Here is a 17,410-nt window from a genome sequence, read left to right as displayed (position 1 = left end):
CATGCTAAAAAGGCTTCCCAATCTAAAATGTCTCCCCTGCCTGCTTGAAAAAAGGACGCTCCGGGCTTATTTCGGGCGAAAATGGGTTCCAAACCTTTGGTTCAAAAAACTGTTATAAACCCGAAGTTCAAAACTAAAGGTGAACAAAACTGTTCATATGTACGGGAGGTTTCATCCATGTACCGAATTACCGCGAAAGAAGAACTGGATGTAAGGGATTTCTTTATGGAGGTTGAGGCGCCACATGTGGCCAAAGCATGGAAGCCGGGCCAGTTCGTCGTTTTGATGATACACAAGAGGGGCGAGAGGATTCCAATGTCCATCTACTACGCCGACAGGGAAACCGGAAGGCTTGGAATGTTCATCAGGAGGCACGGGAAGACCACCTTCGACCTCTGGGACAACTTCGACGTTGGCGACTCCCTCTACGCGGTCGCGGGCCCGCTCGGGATGCCAATTGAGGTCAAGTACTACGGGAACGTCGTCTTCGTCTCCGATGCCGTCTGCGGCCAGGCCGAGAACTACGCCACGCTCAAGGCGATGAAGGAGGCCGGCAACTACACGATCTCGATACAGACCTTCGAGGACAAAGCCCACTCCTACCCCGAGAAGTTCCTGGCGAAGCCCGTCGCCGACGAGCACTACCTCACCACGGAGGACGGCTCGCGCGGAATCAAGGGACACTACCTCGACGTTCTGAGGGAGCTCATCGAGAAGGACAAGGTGGACATAGTCTTCGGCGGGGGAAAACTCGGAAGTCTCAAGAAGCTCGCCGAGCTGACCAGGGAGTATGGAATTCCGACCATAGTCACCGTCAGGCAGATAATGGTGGACGGAACCGGCATGTGCGGCTCCTGCAGGATACTCTACGACGGCGAGATAAAGTTCGCCTGCAGGGACGGGCCGATGTTCGACGCCCACAAGGTGGACTGGGACGACGTCATAAGGCGTGACTCCCGCTTCGTCCGCGAGCAGGAGATAGCCAAAAAGCACTACCTCGAGTCCAGGGGGGTGGTCTGAATGGCGGTAAAGCCAAAGCTCATCAAGGAGCGCGTTCCTACACCCGAGAAACCCGTTGAGGAGCGCATTAAAAGCTTCGTTGAGGTCAACCTCGGCTACGACTTCGCATCCGCGCTGAAGGAGGCGGAGCGCTGCATACAGTGCCCGCCGGAGTACGCACCGTGCATCAAGGGCTGCCCGGTTCACATCAACATTCCCGGCTTCCTGAAGGCCCTCCGCGAGAACGCGGACAACCCGGACGAGGCCGTCAAGAACGCTCTGCGCGTCATATGGAACGACAACACCCTGCCGGCAGTTACCGGCCGTGTCTGCCCGCAGGAGGACCAGTGTGAGGCCCCGTGCGTCATGGGCAAGGTCGGAGACCCGATAAACATCGGCAAGCTCGAGAGGTTCGTGGCTGACTACGCACGCGAGAGGGGAATCGACCAAGAGCTTCTCGAGGAGTTCATAGCCGAGAGTAACAGAAAGGTCAAGGTGGCGGTCGTCGGAGCTGGACCCGCCGGTCTGACCTGTGCCCTCGAGCTGGCGAAGATGGGCTACAAGGTCACCATTTTTGAGGCCCTCCACGAGGCGGGCGGAGTTCTCATGTACGGCATCCCAGAGTTCAGGCTCCCGAAGGACATCCTCAAGACCGAGCTGGAGAAACTTGAGAAGCTCGGGGTCGAGGTCAAGACCAACTACATCGTCGGCAAGACCGTCACCATCGAGGAGCTCCTACAAGAGTACGACGCCGTCTTCATAGGCACCGGGGCTGGAACACCCAAGCTGCTGAACATACCGGGAATACTGCTCGACAGGATTTACAGCGCCAACGAGTTCCTCACCAGGGTCAACCTCATGAAGGCCTACCTGTTCCCAGAGTACGACACACCGATAGCCGTTGGAAAGAAGGTCATAGTCATCGGTGCGGGAAACACCGCTATGGACGCGGCGCGCTCCGCGCTCAGGCTCGGTGCCGAGGTCACAATCGCCTACCGCCGCGGAAGGGAGGACATGACGGCCAGGGTAGAGGAGATAGGCCACGCCGAGGAGGAGGGCGTCAAGTTTGAGTTCTTCCTCACCCCGGTGGAGTTCATAGGCGACGAGAACGGCAAGGTTAAGGCGGTTAAGTTCGAGAAGATGCGCCCGCTCGAGGAGAGGGACAGGCGCGGAAAGAGGAAGATAGTCGGAACCGGCGAGTACGTGACCCTCGAAGCCGACACCGTCATCATAGCAATCGGCCTTGAGCCGAACAGGATACTCGTTGAGGCCAGTGGATTTAAGGCAAACCCGGACGGAACGCTGATCGTCGACGAGAACCTCATGACCAGCATCCCGGGAGTCTTCGCAGGCGGCGACGCGATAAGGGGAGAGGCAACGGTTATCCTTGCCATGGGAGACGGAAAGAAGGCTGCAAAGGCGATAGACGAATACATAAGGGGCAAAAAGGCCAACGCCTGATCCCTTTCTTTCTTTCCGCCCTTACCACTGCCTCTTCCTGTCGCCGAAGAAGAACTTCATGAAGCCCGAGAAGTCCTCGCCGCGGAAGGCCGCGTAGAGGCTCTGGGTTTCCTCCGGCGTCAGCCACTCGATCCTCTCCGGAATCCCCTCCTCGAAGAGGTAGAGTATCTCGTCGTCCTTTCTGGCCACATCGAGGGTGTAGATTTTCTTTCCGTACTCCCTGGCTATCTCAATCTCCCTGACGACGAGGGAGGTGAACTTGCCGACTATGGCTATCGCCACGAATATCTCCGCCTCGGGAATCAGGTGGTCGGTGGTTCTGAGGCCGTAGTCGGAGGGGATTACAAAGTTGTTGGAGTCGAGCTTCTCCTCGAGTATCTCCAGGATAGCCCGCTCTGTGTGGGTGTGGTAGAGTATGGTCGGCTCGCTCAGATATACGAGCGGGCCGTGGGTTTCCTTCTTCTTTTTTCTGAAGAATCCAAGCATGAAACCACCTCAGGTGGGGATAATGTCATCATCTTGGCATCAGGAGGGATGACACTCATCACTGGTGGCGTGCACATTTCAGTACAGTACTATACACGAGTGTTTAAAAACTTTGCGTTTCCAGCAGGAGTAACGCATTAAAATCTCAGATAAGCTCAAGTTCCGCAAAGAAACATTACATCGCCTCCACCGAACTTTGTTGCAACTTTAAAATTATGGGAGGTGGGGGAGAAAAAGAGACAAGTCAGTTGAAGCCAATCTCCTTGAGGAGTTCCACAACTCTGTTGAAGGGCTCCGCCAGAACCTCCTCGTCCCAGAACTCCTCGGGCACGGCCATCTTCGCGTGAACCTTACCGTCATCTTCGTACAGGAGCAGGTGGCAGGGGGCAACCATTCCAATTTCCTCGTTCCTCTTCCAGAGGTCGTAAAAGATCTTAGCGTTGCAGAGGCCGAGGGTCTTGTACTTCGGCATATCAATGCCCAGCTTGTTCTTCACGACAGCCGTGAAGTCCTGCTCCCAGACGACGGCGAAGCCGGCCTGCGGGAGAACTTCCTTGACCTTAGCCTCAGCCTCATCGAAGGTTCCGTTAAACACCAACTTTGCCTCAATCATCTGATACACCCTCCACTAACCCTTTTTGGTTTGTGGAAAGGCTGTGGATTGAGTAAACGGCCAAACGGCAGAGAAAAATCGGGATTTCGGACTTTATAAAATTTACGTGTAAGGTATTTGTCTTACACCAGTAAAGGATTTTTTACTTGACACAATTTAACAAAATGGGGCCGAGCAATCCCGTTTGTTGGGTTCGAAAATGAAACAAGATGTACGGAGGTTTTAGTTATCTCGAACGGGGGCATGACACAGCAGGGACTCCAAAAATATTTGATAAACAGCTGGATTTATATCATCCCAAAACTCTTAAAGAAAAGTCCAGCTATACTGAAGGTTTTCGGGCCCTTTGGGAGAGGACGCTAAGGTTTTCTACGGGTTTAGATGCTTTATTATGGGGTTCCCATCCAAGGCAAGTAGATCGTCGGGAGATACGTACCTAAGCTCAGGGAACTCAAAGAGGTATCGTATACCGCCCGCACCATTGCGGGCATAGAATGCCGAGAGTGATGAATACTTGGAGAACCTTCGTATCTTCACTACGCATTTCTGTTTCTCCACTCCAAGATACTGGGTGCAGTACCATCTGTTCAGTTCTATGTATTCCTTGACCTCCCCTTTACTCGTTTTTGCGTCAAGGTATCCTATCGGTGGAAACCAGTCGTAGATCTCCCACTTCTTTTCATCTGGGTAGTAGACAACCAAAAACGCATGATCCAAAGTTACTGCCAAAAAGTAATCCGCATTTATTCCATGTTCCTCGTTGATCTTCGAGATTATGGCATAGGCAACCACGTGCCAATCGTCGCAGTCCCCACAACGGGTCACAACATACCTCGGATCCTTTGTGGGGCCTCCAGCGCAGTACTTTACCCTCTCAACCATCGCTTCATAAGCTGTTCCACGGAGGTAGGGAAGAAACTGATCCGGGGGAATATCTTTTCCATCCAACCTGCTCTGGGCCTCCGTTATAACTGAGTTCACAAAATCCTGAACGGCTTTTGATTTTAGAATCTCCGGCAGTTTCTCACGAGGGAATGCCGTATAACTCCAGTAGGGATAAACGTAGGAGGAGTTGTGGACTCGTGCAATGTATTTATCTGAGCTATAGAATGGGAGTTTTGAGGAGACGCTCTCATCAACGGTACCGACCATCCCGAGGTAGATCCCGATTGTCTCGTAAACGGCGTTTATCATCCCCGTTGTCAAGCCATCCCAGGGTTCTCCGACTATTGGAATCTCCCTTAACCTCCCCGTGTTGTGTCCCACAAGGCTAACTGTGAGGAAGAGGATTATTATGGGAACTGCAGCTGCGCGGTACACTCCCATTGCAAAAATAGTTTGTCCCAAAGGGATTTTAATGTTTATGTCGAGGGGAAACTCGGTGGTAACATGAGGATCATCCCACTCGCCTCCGAAAGCCTCGGCGTGAGGAGCCTGGCAACGTTCGTGGAAGCTGGAGAGGTAAAAATCCTCATCGACCCGGGTGTCGCCCTCGGGCCTAAGCGTTACGGCCTTCCACCGGCGAAGGCCGAGATAGAGGCACTCCATAGGATGCGCCGCAAGCTCCGGGGCTACGCCAAGAGGACCGACGTTGTAACTATCTCCCACTACCACTACGACCACCACACGCCATTCTTTGAGGGCCTCTACGAGAGCTCCAGCGAAGCCTTTGCGAGGGAGATATACGAGGGAAAGCTCCTCCTAATAAAGCACCCGAGGGAGAACATCAACTTCAGCCAGAGGAAGCGCGCCTGGGCATTTTTGAAAAACGCGGAGCCGATAGCGAAGAAGATAGAGTTCGCAGACGGCAGAACCTTTGACCTCGGCGGCGTTACGCTGGAGTTCTCCCCTGCAGTGCCGCACGGGAGCGAGGGCTCGAAGCTCGGCTTCGTGGTAATGGTTATGATCGACGACGGCTTCCGCTTAATACACGCGAGCGACATCCAGCTCCTCAACAGAAAGGCCGTTGAGTGGATAATTGAGAAGGTTCCAGATTTGCTCATAACCGGCGGGCCGCCGACTTATTTGGGTAAGCGCGCCGAGGGAAGCTGGGAGACGGGGATTAAAAACCTCAACGAGATAATCCGCGAGACGGGAGCGGAGGTAATACTCGACCACCACATCGTCAGGGACAGGAACTATCCGAGGTTCTTCGATGAGCTTGAGAAGAGGCCCAAGACCTTCGCAGGCTTTCTGAAAGTTGAGGACAGACCGCTCGAAGCATACAGGAGGGAACTTCACAAAATGGAAAGCGGGGAAAGCGTCCAGCTGCCCTTCAGGTTAGGTTGAGAGGAAGCCGCCATCAACTGGAATAACCGCCCCGTTGACGTAGCTGGCTAGATCGCTCGCCAGGAAGAGCATGACCCTCGCTACTTCGTCCGGCTCTCCAAAGCGCCCCATCGGAAGGCGTGCGTTGAAGTTGAAGGAGATGCTTATCTTCTCCACGTCAAGCTTCATTATGGCCTCTCTCTTGAGCTTCTTTACTCCCTCGGTCTCTATGCCCCCGGGAACAACGACGTTTGCCCTGATCTTCTTGCCGTAGTCCCTCGCTATCGCCCTGGTGAGAGCAACCACGCCGAGCTTTGCCGCGTCGTAGTGGGCGAGGCCCTTAGCGAACGGAAGAAAAGCCTCTATCGAGCTCACGTTGATTATCACGCCTCCTCTCTCCTTCCTTGCCCGGACGAAGTGCTGGCACATCCAGAAGACGGAGTCGAGGTTTATCGCCATTACCCTCTCGTAGAACCCTTCATCGACCTCCGTGAAGTCCTTGAACCAGTAGACGCCGGCGTTGTTCACCAGGATATCAGGCTCCCCGCCCTTCAGGGCCTCCCAGAGCGCGTCCACCTCAATTTTCTTTGAGAGGTCAACGCGGTGAATGCCAACCTCAACGCCGAACTCTTCAGCCAGAGCTTTGGTCTCCTTCAGGCCGAACTCGTCTATATCCACGAGCTCCAGGTTCGCTCCGGCCTCGGCGAAGCGAAGTGCAGTCGCGCGGCCTATTCCCGAAGCCGCGCCAGTAATAAGGGCTTTCCTCCCCTTCAGGGAGAGGAGTTCGGAGATAGGTCTCGGCCCGCTCATGGTTTGTAGTTTTGACCTTACTCCCAATAAACATTTCCCCGGAAAGCCTTAAATCGTATGGCGAGAACTTCCCATCAGGTGAGGAGAAATGAGGGACTTCTACATCGCCCATGAGGACGATATCAAAGCTGGAAAGACCACTGATGTTTACTTCATCAGAACGAAGAAGATACTCGTCGAGAAGGGCATCCACAGGAAGGTTTTCGCCGACGTGACGACGACTTCCCTTCCAAAGGGCTGGAAGTGGGGAGTCTTAGCGGGAATTGAAGAGGTCGCAAAGCTCCTTGAGGGGCTGCCAGTTAACGTCTACGCGATGCCAGAGGGAACCATATTCCACCCCTACGAGCCCGTTCTTCAGATCGAGGGCTACTACAAGGAGTTTGGAATCTACGAGACCGCTCTGCTTGGAATGCTCAGCCAGGCGAGCGGCATAGCCACCGCCGCACTCAGGACGAAGATAGCGGCGAACTTCAAGCCAGTCTATTCCTTCGGAATAAGGCACATGCATCCTGCAATAGCGCCGATGATAGATCGCTCGGCCTTCATAGGCGGCTGCGACGGCGTCAGCGGCGTTCTTGGAGCGGAGATGATGGGTGAAAAGCCCGTCGGCACGATGCCCCACGCGCTCATTCTCGTTGTCGGCGACCAGGTTAAGGCCTGGGAGTACTTCGACGAGGTCGTTGAGTCCGAGGTTCCGAGGACGGCTTTGGTTGATACGCTCTGCGACGAGAAGTTCGAGGCTTTGATGGCGGCTGAGACTTTAGGCGAGAGGTTGACGGCAGTTAGACTCGACACACCGAGCTCGAGGAGGGGCAACTTCAGGAGAATAATCGAGGAGGTTCGCTGGGAGCTCGACCTGAGGGGCTATGAGCACGTCAAAATCTTCGTGAGCGGCGGTTTGGACGAGGAAAGCATAAGGGAGATAGTTGATCTGGCGGATGCCTTCGGCGTTGGAGGCTCGATAGCCAGCGCCAAGCCAGTAGATTTTTCCCTCGACATAGTTGAGATCGAGGGGAAGCCGATAACAAAGCGCGGCAAACTCAGCGGAAGGAAGCAGATATACCGCTGTGAGAACGGCCACTACCACCGCGTTCCGGCTGAGAAGAAGCTCGAACGCTGCCCGGTCTGCGGGGCGAAGGTTGAACCCCTCCTCAAGCCGCTCATCGAGAACGGGGAGATAGTGGCTGAACTGCCAAAGGCCAGGGAGATAAGGGACTACGTGCTCGAGCAGGCGGAGAAGTTCGGACTTGGCCTGGAGTGACCTCTCTTCTATCTTTCAAACTTCTATCTTCCAGAGCTTCCGGAACTTTTCAGAAAAGCGGCGTTCATGAAGGGAAAAAGAAGAGGCTTCAGGCCTCCTCGATGTAGATGCAGCTGACCGGGCAGGCCTCGGCGGCCTCAACGGCGCAGTTGTAGAGGTTCTCGTCCTCGATAACCTCGACGACCGGAACGCTCTTGCCCTCGTCGTTCATCTCGAAGACGTCCGGGCAGAGGCTGGCACAGATGGCATCTCCGATACAAACGTCCTGGTCAACCCTAACCTTCCAAGCCATGGGAACATCACCGGAGTTAGATGAACCCAGGCGAATATAAACTTTTCGTCGGAGGAACGGACGCTGAGGGACGAAAATACGTAGAAAAAGGGAGCAAACCGCCCGTTGATGAACAAAAATTGACAGAATGGGTCAGTAAAGTCCAAGCCTCTTCTTGTACTCCGGACTGATTCTGTCGGGCGTCCAGGGCGGGTCGAAGGTAAGCTCGATTTCGGCGTCCTTGACGCCAGGTATCTCAAGTATCTTGTCCTCAACCGCCCTCAGAATCCACATCGTGAGCGGACAGCCCGGAGTGGTCATCGTCATCTTGACGTAGACCGTGTTGTCTTGGTTTATCTTGAGCTCGTATATGAGGCCCAGGTTCACCACGTCGATTCCTATCTCGGGGTCTATGACCTCTTTGAGTTTCTCGAGTATGATCTCCTCCGTCAGCTCGACGCTTTCGCCGCCCTCCTGAACCTCGCGTTCGCGGTTGATGGTTATCAGACCGATCCCCTCGAGCTTCCCGAGCTCCGAGTGGAGTTTTATGAGGACGTTGTCTATGTCTGGGGTGTCCTTCGCGAGCGTAACGGTGACGTCACCTTTCTCGTTCACCTCGATGGATTTGACGAACTTCTCATCGACTACCTCATTAACGACCTTTTCGACTTCCTCTTTCGTGACCATTACTCACCACCTGGGTGGGATTCAGAATGACAGATTTAAACCTTTTGGGTCAGAATTGTGGAATCAGCGGGCGAGGACGTCGAGTATCAGAGCTTCGGCTATCTCTGGCGTTATCGCCCTGGCCCTCAGCTCGCGGAGAACACGCTGTATTGCAAAGCGCTTTACGCCCGGTGCCCTCTTGAACGTCTCCCAGAGCAGGGGACAGCCGAACTTGAGATCGTACTTTCCCCCTATCAGCTCGATTATCTCCCCCTTATCAAGGGCGAGGAAGGCGGGGAGGTTCAGGGTCACGAGTTCGCCGGTTTCGTAGATCGATATCAGTCCCGAGCTGAGCAGGTCCCCGCTGGCGAGGATTTTTATCCCGCTTTCCTTCGCGTACTCCTCCACGGCTCTCATCACCATCGAGTGGCACTTGCCGCATATGGGCGCGCCCTTCTCCATCTGGGCGCTGATGACCTCAAGGTATCCGGGAACCTCGACGAAGACCGCCCCAAAGGAGCGGGCCCTCTCGACGACCGCCTCATTCATCTGGGGAAGCCGAACTGTTACGGGCACCACCTCAAAGCCCGCCCAGCGGAGTATTTTAAGAGCCGCCGTGCTGTCCGAACCGGCAGAAAAGGCAAGGGCTATCTTGACGTCGATAGGTGAGCGGTCAAACTCCTTCCCGTGGAGGCGGTACTCCACCAGGGCTTTCAGGCGGGAGTAGGCTTCTTCACCGATTTCTCCTCTAACCCTCTCCAGGGCCTCGAGGTTGTACTCGAGACGGTAGCACTTGACGAAGTCGTCTTTCACTGGCCCTATCATCGAAGCCCACTAAGCGGGCCACTTATTAAACTTGCCGCCGGGAAAAACCTTAAAAGAGGCCCACCCTAACCCCGCTCACGAACCTAAAATGCTTCTGGAGGTGCTTGCGATGAGGGAGATAGTGGAGAAGGTTAGGGAGAAGACGAGCATCCCCGTTTACGAGAGAACCGTCGAGAACGTTCTGAGTGCCATCCAGGCAAGTGGGGACGTCTGGAGAATCGTTGACCTCAGCGAGGAGCCGCTCCCGCTCGTCGTTGCCGTCATCACGGCCCTTCACGAGATGGGTTACGTTGCCTTCGACGGCCCGAGCGTTGTCCTCACCCAGAGCGGCAGGAAGCTGGTGGAGAAGTATGGAATAGGCGCGAGGAAGGACTACACCTGCTCCCACTGCGAGGGCAAGACGGTTGAGCTTTCAGCGTTCAGCGACCTCCTCGAGCAGTTCAAGGAGATAGTCAAAGACCGCCCACAGCCCAAACACGACTTCGACCAGGCCTATGTTACCCCCGAGACGACCGTGGCAAGGATAGCCCTCATGCACACCCGCGGGGACCTTGAGAACAAAGAGGTGTTCGTCCTCGGCGACGACGACCTCACGAGCATAGCCCTCATGCTCAGCGGCCTTCCCAAGAGGATTGCCGTCCTCGACATAGACGAGCGCCTCGTGAAGTTCATCGAGAAGACCGCCGACGAGCTCGGCTACGAGAACATCGAGATGTTCACCTTTGACCTCCGCGAGCCGCTCCCCGACTACGCGCTCCACAAGTTCGACACCTTCATCACCGACCCGCCCGAAACCGTTGATGCCATAAGGGCCTTCGTCGGCAGGGGAATAGCGACGCTCAAGGGGCCCGGCTGCGCCGGCTACTTCGGAATAACGAGGCGCGAGAGCTCCCTCGACAAGTGGAGGGAAATCCAGAGGGTTCTCCTCAACGAGTTCGGGGTTGTCATCACCGACATCATCAGGAACTTCAACGAGTACGTGAACTGGGGCTACGAGGAGGAAACCAGGGCCTGGAAGCTCCTTCCGGTAAAGGTCAGGCCGTCCTACAACTGGTACAAGAGCTACATGTTCAGGATACAGACCCTCGAGGGCTCGAAGGGCTTCGAGGAGAAGATAGAGCTTGGCGACGAGCTCTACAACGACGAAGAGGCCTCGACCACATGAGGGCCGAAAGGCTCGCGGATTGCATACGAAAGAAACTCGGCCGGGTTTCCGGCCTCCATTCCCTCATTCTGTACGGTTCCCTCGTTAGGGGCGACTTCGTCCCGGGGACGAGCGACGTGGACTTCTTTGCGGTCCTTGATGATGGGGCAGACCCGGAGTCCGTTCTCAGGGAGATAAAGCCGATTCTCGAGGAGTGCTCATCGTTCCTCAATCCGGTGGAGGTTGACATCGCCTGGGAATGGCTCTCGAACCTCCGCGACCCGCTCAATCTCGGCTATCCCTACAAGTTCCTCACGATTTACCAGCGGGATTTTAGAGAAAATCACGTCGTTGTGATCGGGGAAGATGTTGTGGGGATGATCCCGGAGTACCCTCTGGACGAGCTCCTCCCCGGCAGGTTGGAGGGCATTCTGAGGAATCTCGAGCGCTTCTCGGAGAACAGAAAGATGCTCCACATCTTGGCCGGCGAGACGGCAAGGCTGATGGCCTTCCTGAACGGTTCCACCCTTGCGAAGGATGACGTTCTGAGAACCCTCCAGGAACTCGGCGATGAGGGGGCACTCCAAATCTACCTGGCCTACCTCGACGGAAGGAGAACCGAGTTCAGCGGGGAGTTTTTGAGGGACTTCATAACCTCCAGGGTGGAAGAACTTAAGAAAAAACGAAACTCACCTTTGTGATTCCTTTCTCCTTCCCCTCCGCACGATAACGAGGGCAAGAGCCACCAAAAGGGCCCCGACTCCGATGTAAACGTATGCCGCTTCCTCGTTCCTTCCATCGGATTTTACCGCCGCGAAGCCGTTGACCTCGTAGGCAGTTATGGAGAGCGGGCTCTCGGCTGGATATATCACCACGTAGCCGTCCAGACCGGTAATAGTTGCCTTCCCCGTTGCGTTGCCGATGTAGGAACCGTCCCTCACGAGCAGGAAGGTGGCGTTAGCCAGGCTGGCGGTCTCACCAGCTACCTCCGGGGAGGGGATTTCAGCGTAGAGCAGATTCCTTAGGAACGAGACCGCTTTGACGTGGATTTCCGTGTCTTCAAGTCCGGCCCTCTGGAGCGCCCAAGCAATCCTCGCCGTTGATGTTATTCCGGCTACCGAGCCCTGGGTGTAGGGGAAGGCCCCGTTGTCGTACTGCCTCTCCGCAAGCAGGCCCAGGGTCTCGTTTAGCTCCTTCTCCATCTCGAACTCGCTGAAAACTATGACCGCGTGGGCAAGGTAGTAAGTCGGAACGTTGTAGTAAACCGGGTTTCCGGTTTCTGAATCTGTGGTTTCGAGCATCCATGTCAGGTTCCTGCTGAGGTAGTCGAGCGAGAGCGAGTAGTCGTGGCTCACGTTGAGGAACCTGAAGACCTCCACAACGTACTCGGTGTTGTAGAAGTCCCTCCAGACGCCGTTCTTTCCGGTCGAGAGGAGGTAGCTCACCTCCCCGCTGTAATCCTCACCCATCAGGGCCTTAACTCTCGCCAGCTCGGCCACCTGCCACGGGAGCAGGGCGGATAGGTTGGAGGGCAGTTCGGGGGTTTCGTTGCAGAGGAGGTAGTAATCGGCGAGAATGACCTTCTCCCAGTCGTCCGTGGGGTGTATCCTGGAGAGGTACGGGCAGGCTATGGGGCGGAGGTTCTCAAAGCCCCCCACTTTGGAAACGCTCAGCAGGTCGAGGACGCGGTAGTGCAGAACGCCCCAGAAGCCGAAGTGCTCCCTCTTGAGCAGTTCCTCGCGATATTTCTCATCTCCCGTCGCGTAGAGGGCCATAGCGAGAGCGACGGTCGAATTAAAGTCATCTCCAAGTTCCACTTTTTCACCGAGGTACGCGAGGGCAAAGGCGCGGTAGGCTCTCAGCTCGCCCTTCACTTCCATCTCCCTGAGCTTCTCCTTTTCACCGAGCGCCATGTAGCCAAATATCCTCTCCGTATCGATCTTCGGTTCGGTTCCCATCAGCCAGCCCCGGGCGCGGTTCATGGCTTCTTCCACCCCCTTTTCGAAGCCCGTAAGGCTCTCGTTGATGTAGCCCCCGTTAACGAACTCCCTGAGGGCTATCAAAGCGAGTGCTGTGTCGGTGTAGTCGTTCCAAGAGCCGTCCGGGTTCTGCTTGTATATCAGCCAGTAGGCGGCGCCGTTGAGGGTTGGGCTGTACCTTCCCCCCGCTATGTTCTCACCCCTCATCAAAGCGAGCATCGCCATGGCAGTGTACTTGGCCTCGTGCTCCTCCCCGTTGGCGAAGCCCCACGAGTCGAAGGGCGTCCTTATCTGCATAAGCCATTCGCAGCCTTCCAGAACCTTTCCGTAGTCCCCGGCCCGATAAAGGGCCAGAACTGCAAAGGCCGTGTCCGGAACGGTCGGCTCGTAGACGTAGGGACTGATTTGAGACTTTTCGGCATGAACCGGCACAGCCGATAAAAGCATGAGCGTGAGCAGGGTTATTGCAAGCAGGTTTCTCACTTCCACCACCCCAGAAACGAAAGAAAAGGGGGAGTTAAAAGGGTTCACCCGTAGTAGACCTTTCCGTAGAGGGTGTAGGAGGCCCAGCCGTAGGTGTTGTAGGCGTAGACGAGGAACGTCCAGTCACCCGGGGCGGGGTTGCTGTACTCGACGTGTTCGTTGCTGTTGTAGCTCTCGGAGCGGTCAACGAGGTTGCCGTTCGGATCGTAGAGGTAGAGGTCGAGGTCGTGGGCGCTGGTATCGAAGACGAGGTCACCGGTTATCTTGGTGGCTCCGCTGTTAACGGTCATCTTGAAGCTGTCGCTCCTGTCGTAGTAGTCGTGGACGTAGCCGGTGAAGGTCTGTTCGTCAACCGTCGGCTCGCTTCCACCGCCTCCACCACCGCTGGATTCGCTGAGGGAGCCATCGCTGACCACATCGACCTGGTAGTTTGCCGCACCGCTGTAGCTGACGACCTTGAGCGTCCAGGTTCCGGCGGTCGGGTTGTAGTAGCCGACCTTCTCGAAGCCGTAGTAGGCGGTGTAGGAGTAATCAACCTGGTTGCCGTTGGGGTCATAGAGGTAGAGGTCAATATCGCTTCCGCCGTTGTCCCAGTAGAGGGTGGCGGTAACGAATGAAGCTCCGTTGATGTCGAAGGAGTGCGTGGCGCTTCCCTTGTCGGCGACGTAGCCTGTGAAGACGAGCTTGGCGTAGCCATCGTAGTTGGATGCCTTGTAGGCGTTCACCCTACCGGCACCGTATGCTATGTCCGCTATCTCGTCGGGCTTGACTATGTCGGCGGTTTCTATGAGGGCGGTCTTAACCTGGTCGGGGGTCCAGCTTGGGTGGGCCTGGAGTATGAGGGCGGAGATTCCAGCGACGTGCGGGGTTGCCATCGAAGTTCCGGGGGCGGCGACGTAGTAGTCACCGATGGTAACGTCGGTGAGCTGGGTTCCGCTGGCGCGGGCGGCTATGATCCAGTTGCCCGGAGCGACGACCTCGGGCTTGAGCCTGTTGTCGGCGGTTGGTCCTCTGCTTGAGAAGTCGGTTATGACGTCGTACTTATCGACGGCGCCGACGGTGATGACCTTGCTGGCCGCGGCCGGGGAACCGACGGTGTACTTGTCGGGGCCGCTGTTTCCAGCGGCGACACAAACGACTATTCCAGCGTCCCAGGCGTTGTTCACTGCCTGGCTGAGGGAGTCGGTACCGTCGGAGCTCTGGCTCGAGCCGAGGGAGAGGTTGATGACCCTTATTCCGTACTTGTCCTTGTTCTGGACCGCCCAGTCCACACCGGCTATGATGTCGGAGATGCTTCCCGAACCGTCTGCGTTGAGGACCTTCACTCCAACGAGCTTTGCTCCGGGAGCCATTCCCTTGTACTGGCCGTTGCTGGCCGCTCCGGTTCCCGCTGCAATGGAAGCGACGTGGGTTCCGTGGCCGTTGTCGTCGTAGGGGCTCGAACGGTCATTCACGTAGTCCTTCCAGCCGATCACCTTGCCCTGGAGATCGGGATGTGAAGCGTCTATACCTGTGTCGATTACCGCGATTGTTATTCCCGAGCCATCGTAGCCGAGGTTCCACATGTTGGTGGCCATAACCTGGGCAGCGGACTCGTCGAGACCCTCGGTTTCAACGTTGACCTGAACCTTGTAGTCCTCCTGAATGAACTTTATTCCAGAAACCTTGGTGTTGCCAAAGAAGCCGGCGTCTATCATACCTGCGATCATGAGCAGGTCTCTGACCTTCATCTTGACGGCAACTGCCGGGATAATCTTGTAGGTGTACTTAATTTCAGCACCCATGGCCTTGAGGACCCTGAGGGCCCTGTCCCTGTCGGCCGGGCTGTTGAACATCATGACGGTGCTGACTTCCTGGTTCCAGTCCATTCTCTGAACTTTCTTGAACAATCCCGGGGTCAGTAAACCGTAGTTCTTCTGGACCTGCGGGGCAACCGCTGGCTTGGCCGGCACGGCTGCAACAGCGCCCGCCATCATTCCGACGAGTACCAGGGCAACCAACAATACATTCCATCTCTTCATTGTAGCACCTCCATGTACATGGCCCTACTATATGGGCCATCTTAGAAATGAACCGGTCAGAGGTTAAAAATGTTGTGCAACAGTATACCTTTAGTACTAGTACATTGAGATAATGTACATGTTTTTAACCTGATTTGTCAAAATTTCCAAACATGATGTTCGGAATAATTGGAGAATCGCTGATTACGTCCAGCAGATCACTAACGGCGGAGACAATATGCTCGCATTCAAAACAAACAAAGTAGAAAAGAATTTATGACAAATTGGAAAAATTACAACTCATTCAAACCGAGCTCCTTCATCTTCTCCTCGGTTATCTTTCCGTCCTCGGTCCAGCCGCGGAACTTGTAGTACTTCGGAAGCATCAGGTGGAGCCTGACGACGTGGCCCTTGTTCGGCCCGTTCCTGACGGGCTCCTCGAGGAGCCTCTTCGGCAGTGTGTCCTCCTTGAGCGGGTCGAGGCCGGCCTTCAGGTTGAAGAGTCTCTCGGCGTTCCAGATGCGCTCTCCGATCTTGAGGTAGTCCTCGGTCGAGAAGTCCCAGCCAAGGGCCGCGTTCAGCATGTCGCGGTAGTCATCGGCGCCGAGACCGAAGGTGGTAAAGACACACAGTCCAGCGGCGTCGATGAGAGCCGTGAGGTCCTGGAAGAGTATGACCATCTTGACCTTCTCGTCGCCGATGTCGTGCGGGTCCATCTTGTACGGGTAGCCGAGTATCTCGGGGCTTATCATGTACTGCTTGATGTGACAGCCGCCACGGTTGTTGGTGGCGTAACCGAGACCGTGGCCCTCAGCTCCACGCGGGTCATATGCTGGCAATTCCTGCTTCTTGACGCCCATGAAGTACTCGGTGTGGCCGTACATCTCGGCCAGGCGGTAGCCGCCTTCTGCCAGCTTGTCACCGAAGCCCTCGCGCTTGGCGATCTTCTCGATGTAGTAGTGCAGAACCTCGGTGTTGCCCCACCTGAAGGGCGGAGCCTCCTCTCCAAGGTCCTCCTGCTTGAGGATGCCCTTCTCGTAGAGCTCCATGGCAGTCGCGAGCGTTCCACCGAGGCTGATGGTGTCCATGCCGTATTCGTCGGCCCAGTGGTTGGCCTCGATGATGCTCGCGAGGTCGTTTATACCGTTGTGTGCTCCGAGAGCCCAGATGCTCTCGTACTCCGGTCCCTCGGTGACGCCAGTCGTTGGGAGCTTGTTCACCCTACCACAGCCGATCGGACAGGCGTAGCACGGCTTGTTCCTGATAAGGTACTTGGCCGCCATCGCTTCTCCACTCTGCTCCTCTGCGTACTCAAACTGGCTGTACTGGAAGTTCCTCGTGGGGTAAAGGCCGTTCTGGTTGATTATGTTCACGAGGACAGCGGTTCCGTACTTCGGCAGTCCGCCGCCTGCTGTTGGGTCGTTCCTGAGCTTGTCGGTCTTCTCCTTGACCACCGACGTGAACCTCGCCCTGTCTGCAACCTCGACGCGCTTGTGGCCGCGGACGACGATGGCCTTCAGCTTCTTGCTACCCATGACAGCTCCAACGCCACCTCTGCCGGCTGCCCTGTGCTCGTCGTTCATCACCGCCGCGAACTTGACGAGATTTTCACCGGCCGGACCTATGAGCGCCGCACGAATCCTCTTGTCGCCGATTTCTTCTTTGAGTGCCTCCTCTGTCTCGGTTGATGTCTTGCCCCACAGGTGGGAAGCGTCCCTGAGCTCGACGCTCTCGTCGTTGATGTAGAGGTAAACCGGGTGATCGGAGGCGCCCTCAACTATTATCGCGTCCCAGCCGGCGAACTTGAGCTCTGCCCCAAAGAAGCCTCCGGAGTTCGCCATGGCTATGTAGCCCGTCAGAGGGCTCTTGGTTATGACCATGTATCTTCCGCCCGTTGGGGCAGTGGTTCCTGTCAGAGGGCCGGTGGTGTATATAATCTTATTCTCAGGACTCAGCGGATCCGCTGTGGCATCCATCTCCCTGAGGAGGTAGTAGATACCGAATCCCCTCGTTCCCAGCCACTTCCTCGCGAACTTCTCGTCGAAGTGCTCCTCCTTTATGGTCCCGTCTGTCAAGTTCACCCTCAAAATTTTCCCCCAATACGCAAACATATCCTGAAGCCTCCGGTAGTTCTTGGAAACATT

16 protein-coding genes are annotated in these 17,410 nt (G+C 55.9%); 6 read left to right on the top strand and 10 right to left on the bottom strand.

Going from position 1 to position 17,410, the window contains the following annotated elements; translation table 11 throughout:
* Window positions 1-177 precede the first annotated feature (177 nt).
* Both FH039_RS10510 and gltA read left to right on the top strand, forming a co-directional pair.
* Window positions 178-1,020, top strand: coding sequence for a sulfide/dihydroorotate dehydrogenase-like FAD/NAD-binding protein (locus tag FH039_RS10510; RefSeq protein WP_139681283.1), 843 nt, complete (start codon window positions 178-180; stop codon window positions 1,018-1,020).
* Window positions 1,021-2,460, top strand: a complete 1,440-nt coding sequence (gltA, locus tag FH039_RS10505) for an NADPH-dependent glutamate synthase (RefSeq protein ID WP_139681282.1) — start codon at window positions 1,021-1,023, stop codon at window positions 2,458-2,460.
* A 21-nt stretch (window positions 2,461-2,481) separates the two neighbouring features.
* Here the strand turns inward: gltA and FH039_RS10500 are convergent, their stop codons facing one another.
* The 3 genes from FH039_RS10500 to FH039_RS10490 form a co-directional block, all read right to left on the bottom strand.
* Window positions 2,482-2,946 (bottom strand): hypothetical protein, encoded by a 465-nt coding sequence (locus FH039_RS10500; protein ID WP_139681281.1) that lies wholly within the window; start codon window positions 2,944-2,946, stop codon window positions 2,482-2,484.
* Between the two features lie 244 nt (window positions 2,947-3,190).
* A complete protein-coding gene (locus FH039_RS10495; protein WP_139681280.1) occupies window positions 3,191-3,559 on the bottom strand; it encodes a DUF302 domain-containing protein in 369 nt (122 codons plus the stop codon).
* Window positions 3,560-3,928: 369 nt separating this feature from the next.
* Window positions 3,929-4,885 carry a hypothetical protein gene (locus tag FH039_RS10490; RefSeq protein WP_139681279.1) on the bottom strand — a complete coding sequence of 319 codons (957 nt, stop codon included), beginning with the start codon at window positions 4,883-4,885 and terminating at the stop codon, window positions 3,929-3,931.
* 63 nt (window positions 4,886-4,948) lie between these two features.
* On the opposite strand from FH039_RS10490, the gene FH039_RS10485 reads away from it, so the two are divergent.
* Window positions 4,949-5,848, top strand: a complete 900-nt coding sequence (locus FH039_RS10485; RefSeq protein ID WP_139681278.1) for an MBL fold metallo-hydrolase — start codon at window positions 4,949-4,951, stop codon at window positions 5,846-5,848.
* Here the strand turns inward: FH039_RS10485 and FH039_RS10480 are convergent.
* Complete coding sequence (locus FH039_RS10480) at window positions 5,840-6,637, bottom strand: SDR family NAD(P)-dependent oxidoreductase (RefSeq protein WP_139681277.1); 798 nt, start codon at window positions 6,635-6,637, stop codon at window positions 5,840-5,842. The genes FH039_RS10485 and FH039_RS10480 overlap by 9 nt on opposite strands.
* An 88-nt stretch (window positions 6,638-6,725) precedes the next feature.
* Between FH039_RS10480 and FH039_RS10475 the strand changes: the two genes are divergently transcribed.
* Window positions 6,726-7,898 carry a nicotinate phosphoribosyltransferase gene (locus FH039_RS10475; RefSeq protein WP_139681276.1) on the top strand — a complete coding sequence of 391 codons (1,173 nt, stop codon included), beginning with the start codon at window positions 6,726-6,728 and terminating at the stop codon, window positions 7,896-7,898.
* An 88-nt stretch (window positions 7,899-7,986) separates the two neighbouring features.
* Here the strand turns inward: FH039_RS10475 and FH039_RS10470 are convergent, their stop codons facing one another.
* The 3 genes from FH039_RS10470 to FH039_RS10460 form a co-directional block, all read right to left on the bottom strand.
* The gene (locus tag FH039_RS10470; RefSeq protein ID WP_055430304.1) at window positions 7,987-8,190 is read right to left on the bottom strand and encodes a ferredoxin; all 204 of its coding nucleotides are present in this window, start codon (window positions 8,188-8,190) and stop codon (window positions 7,987-7,989) included.
* 132 nt (window positions 8,191-8,322) lie between these two features.
* Window positions 8,323-8,856, bottom strand: a complete 534-nt coding sequence (locus FH039_RS10465) for a metal-sulfur cluster assembly factor (RefSeq protein ID WP_139681275.1) — start codon at window positions 8,854-8,856, stop codon at window positions 8,323-8,325.
* 63 nt (window positions 8,857-8,919) lie between these two features.
* Window positions 8,920-9,660, bottom strand: coding sequence for an ATPase (locus FH039_RS10460; RefSeq protein ID WP_139681274.1), 741 nt, complete (start codon window positions 9,658-9,660; stop codon window positions 8,920-8,922).
* A gap of 109 nt (window positions 9,661-9,769) precedes the next feature.
* Here FH039_RS10460 and bpsA point away from each other — a divergent pair, with 109 nt between their 5' ends.
* Complete coding sequence (bpsA, locus tag FH039_RS10455; RefSeq protein WP_139681273.1) at window positions 9,770-10,825, top strand: N(4)-bis(aminopropyl)spermidine synthase; 1,056 nt, start codon at window positions 9,770-9,772, stop codon at window positions 10,823-10,825.
* A complete protein-coding gene (locus FH039_RS10450) occupies window positions 10,822-11,505 on the top strand; it encodes a nucleotidyltransferase domain-containing protein (RefSeq protein ID WP_139681272.1) in 684 nt (227 codons plus the stop codon). Before bpsA ends, FH039_RS10450 begins: the two co-directional genes overlap by 4 nt.
* Here FH039_RS10450 and FH039_RS10445 read toward each other — a convergent pair.
* The 3 genes from FH039_RS10445 to FH039_RS10435 all read right to left on the bottom strand — a co-directional run bounded on the left by FH039_RS10445 (window position 11,494) and on the right by FH039_RS10435 (window position 17,377).
* Window positions 11,494-13,272, bottom strand: coding sequence for a hypothetical protein (locus tag FH039_RS10445; RefSeq protein ID WP_240703221.1), 1,779 nt, complete (start codon window positions 13,270-13,272; stop codon window positions 11,494-11,496). The genes FH039_RS10450 and FH039_RS10445 overlap by 12 nt on opposite strands.
* A 38-nt stretch (window positions 13,273-13,310) precedes the next feature.
* Window positions 13,311-15,287, bottom strand: a complete 1,977-nt coding sequence (locus FH039_RS10440; protein ID WP_139681271.1) for a S8 family serine peptidase — start codon at window positions 15,285-15,287, stop codon at window positions 13,311-13,313.
* 272 nt (window positions 15,288-15,559) lie between these two features.
* Entirely contained in the window at window positions 15,560-17,377 is a 1,818-nt protein-coding gene (locus tag FH039_RS10435) for an aldehyde ferredoxin oxidoreductase family protein (protein WP_139681826.1), read from the bottom strand.
* Window positions 17,378-17,410 lie beyond the last annotated feature (33 nt).

This window comes from Thermococcus indicus, from assembly GCF_006274605.1.
Taxonomy (GTDB): Archaea; Methanobacteriota_B; Thermococci; order Thermococcales; family Thermococcaceae; genus Thermococcus; species Thermococcus indicus.
This window is presented reverse-complemented; position numbering and strand designations above follow the sequence as displayed.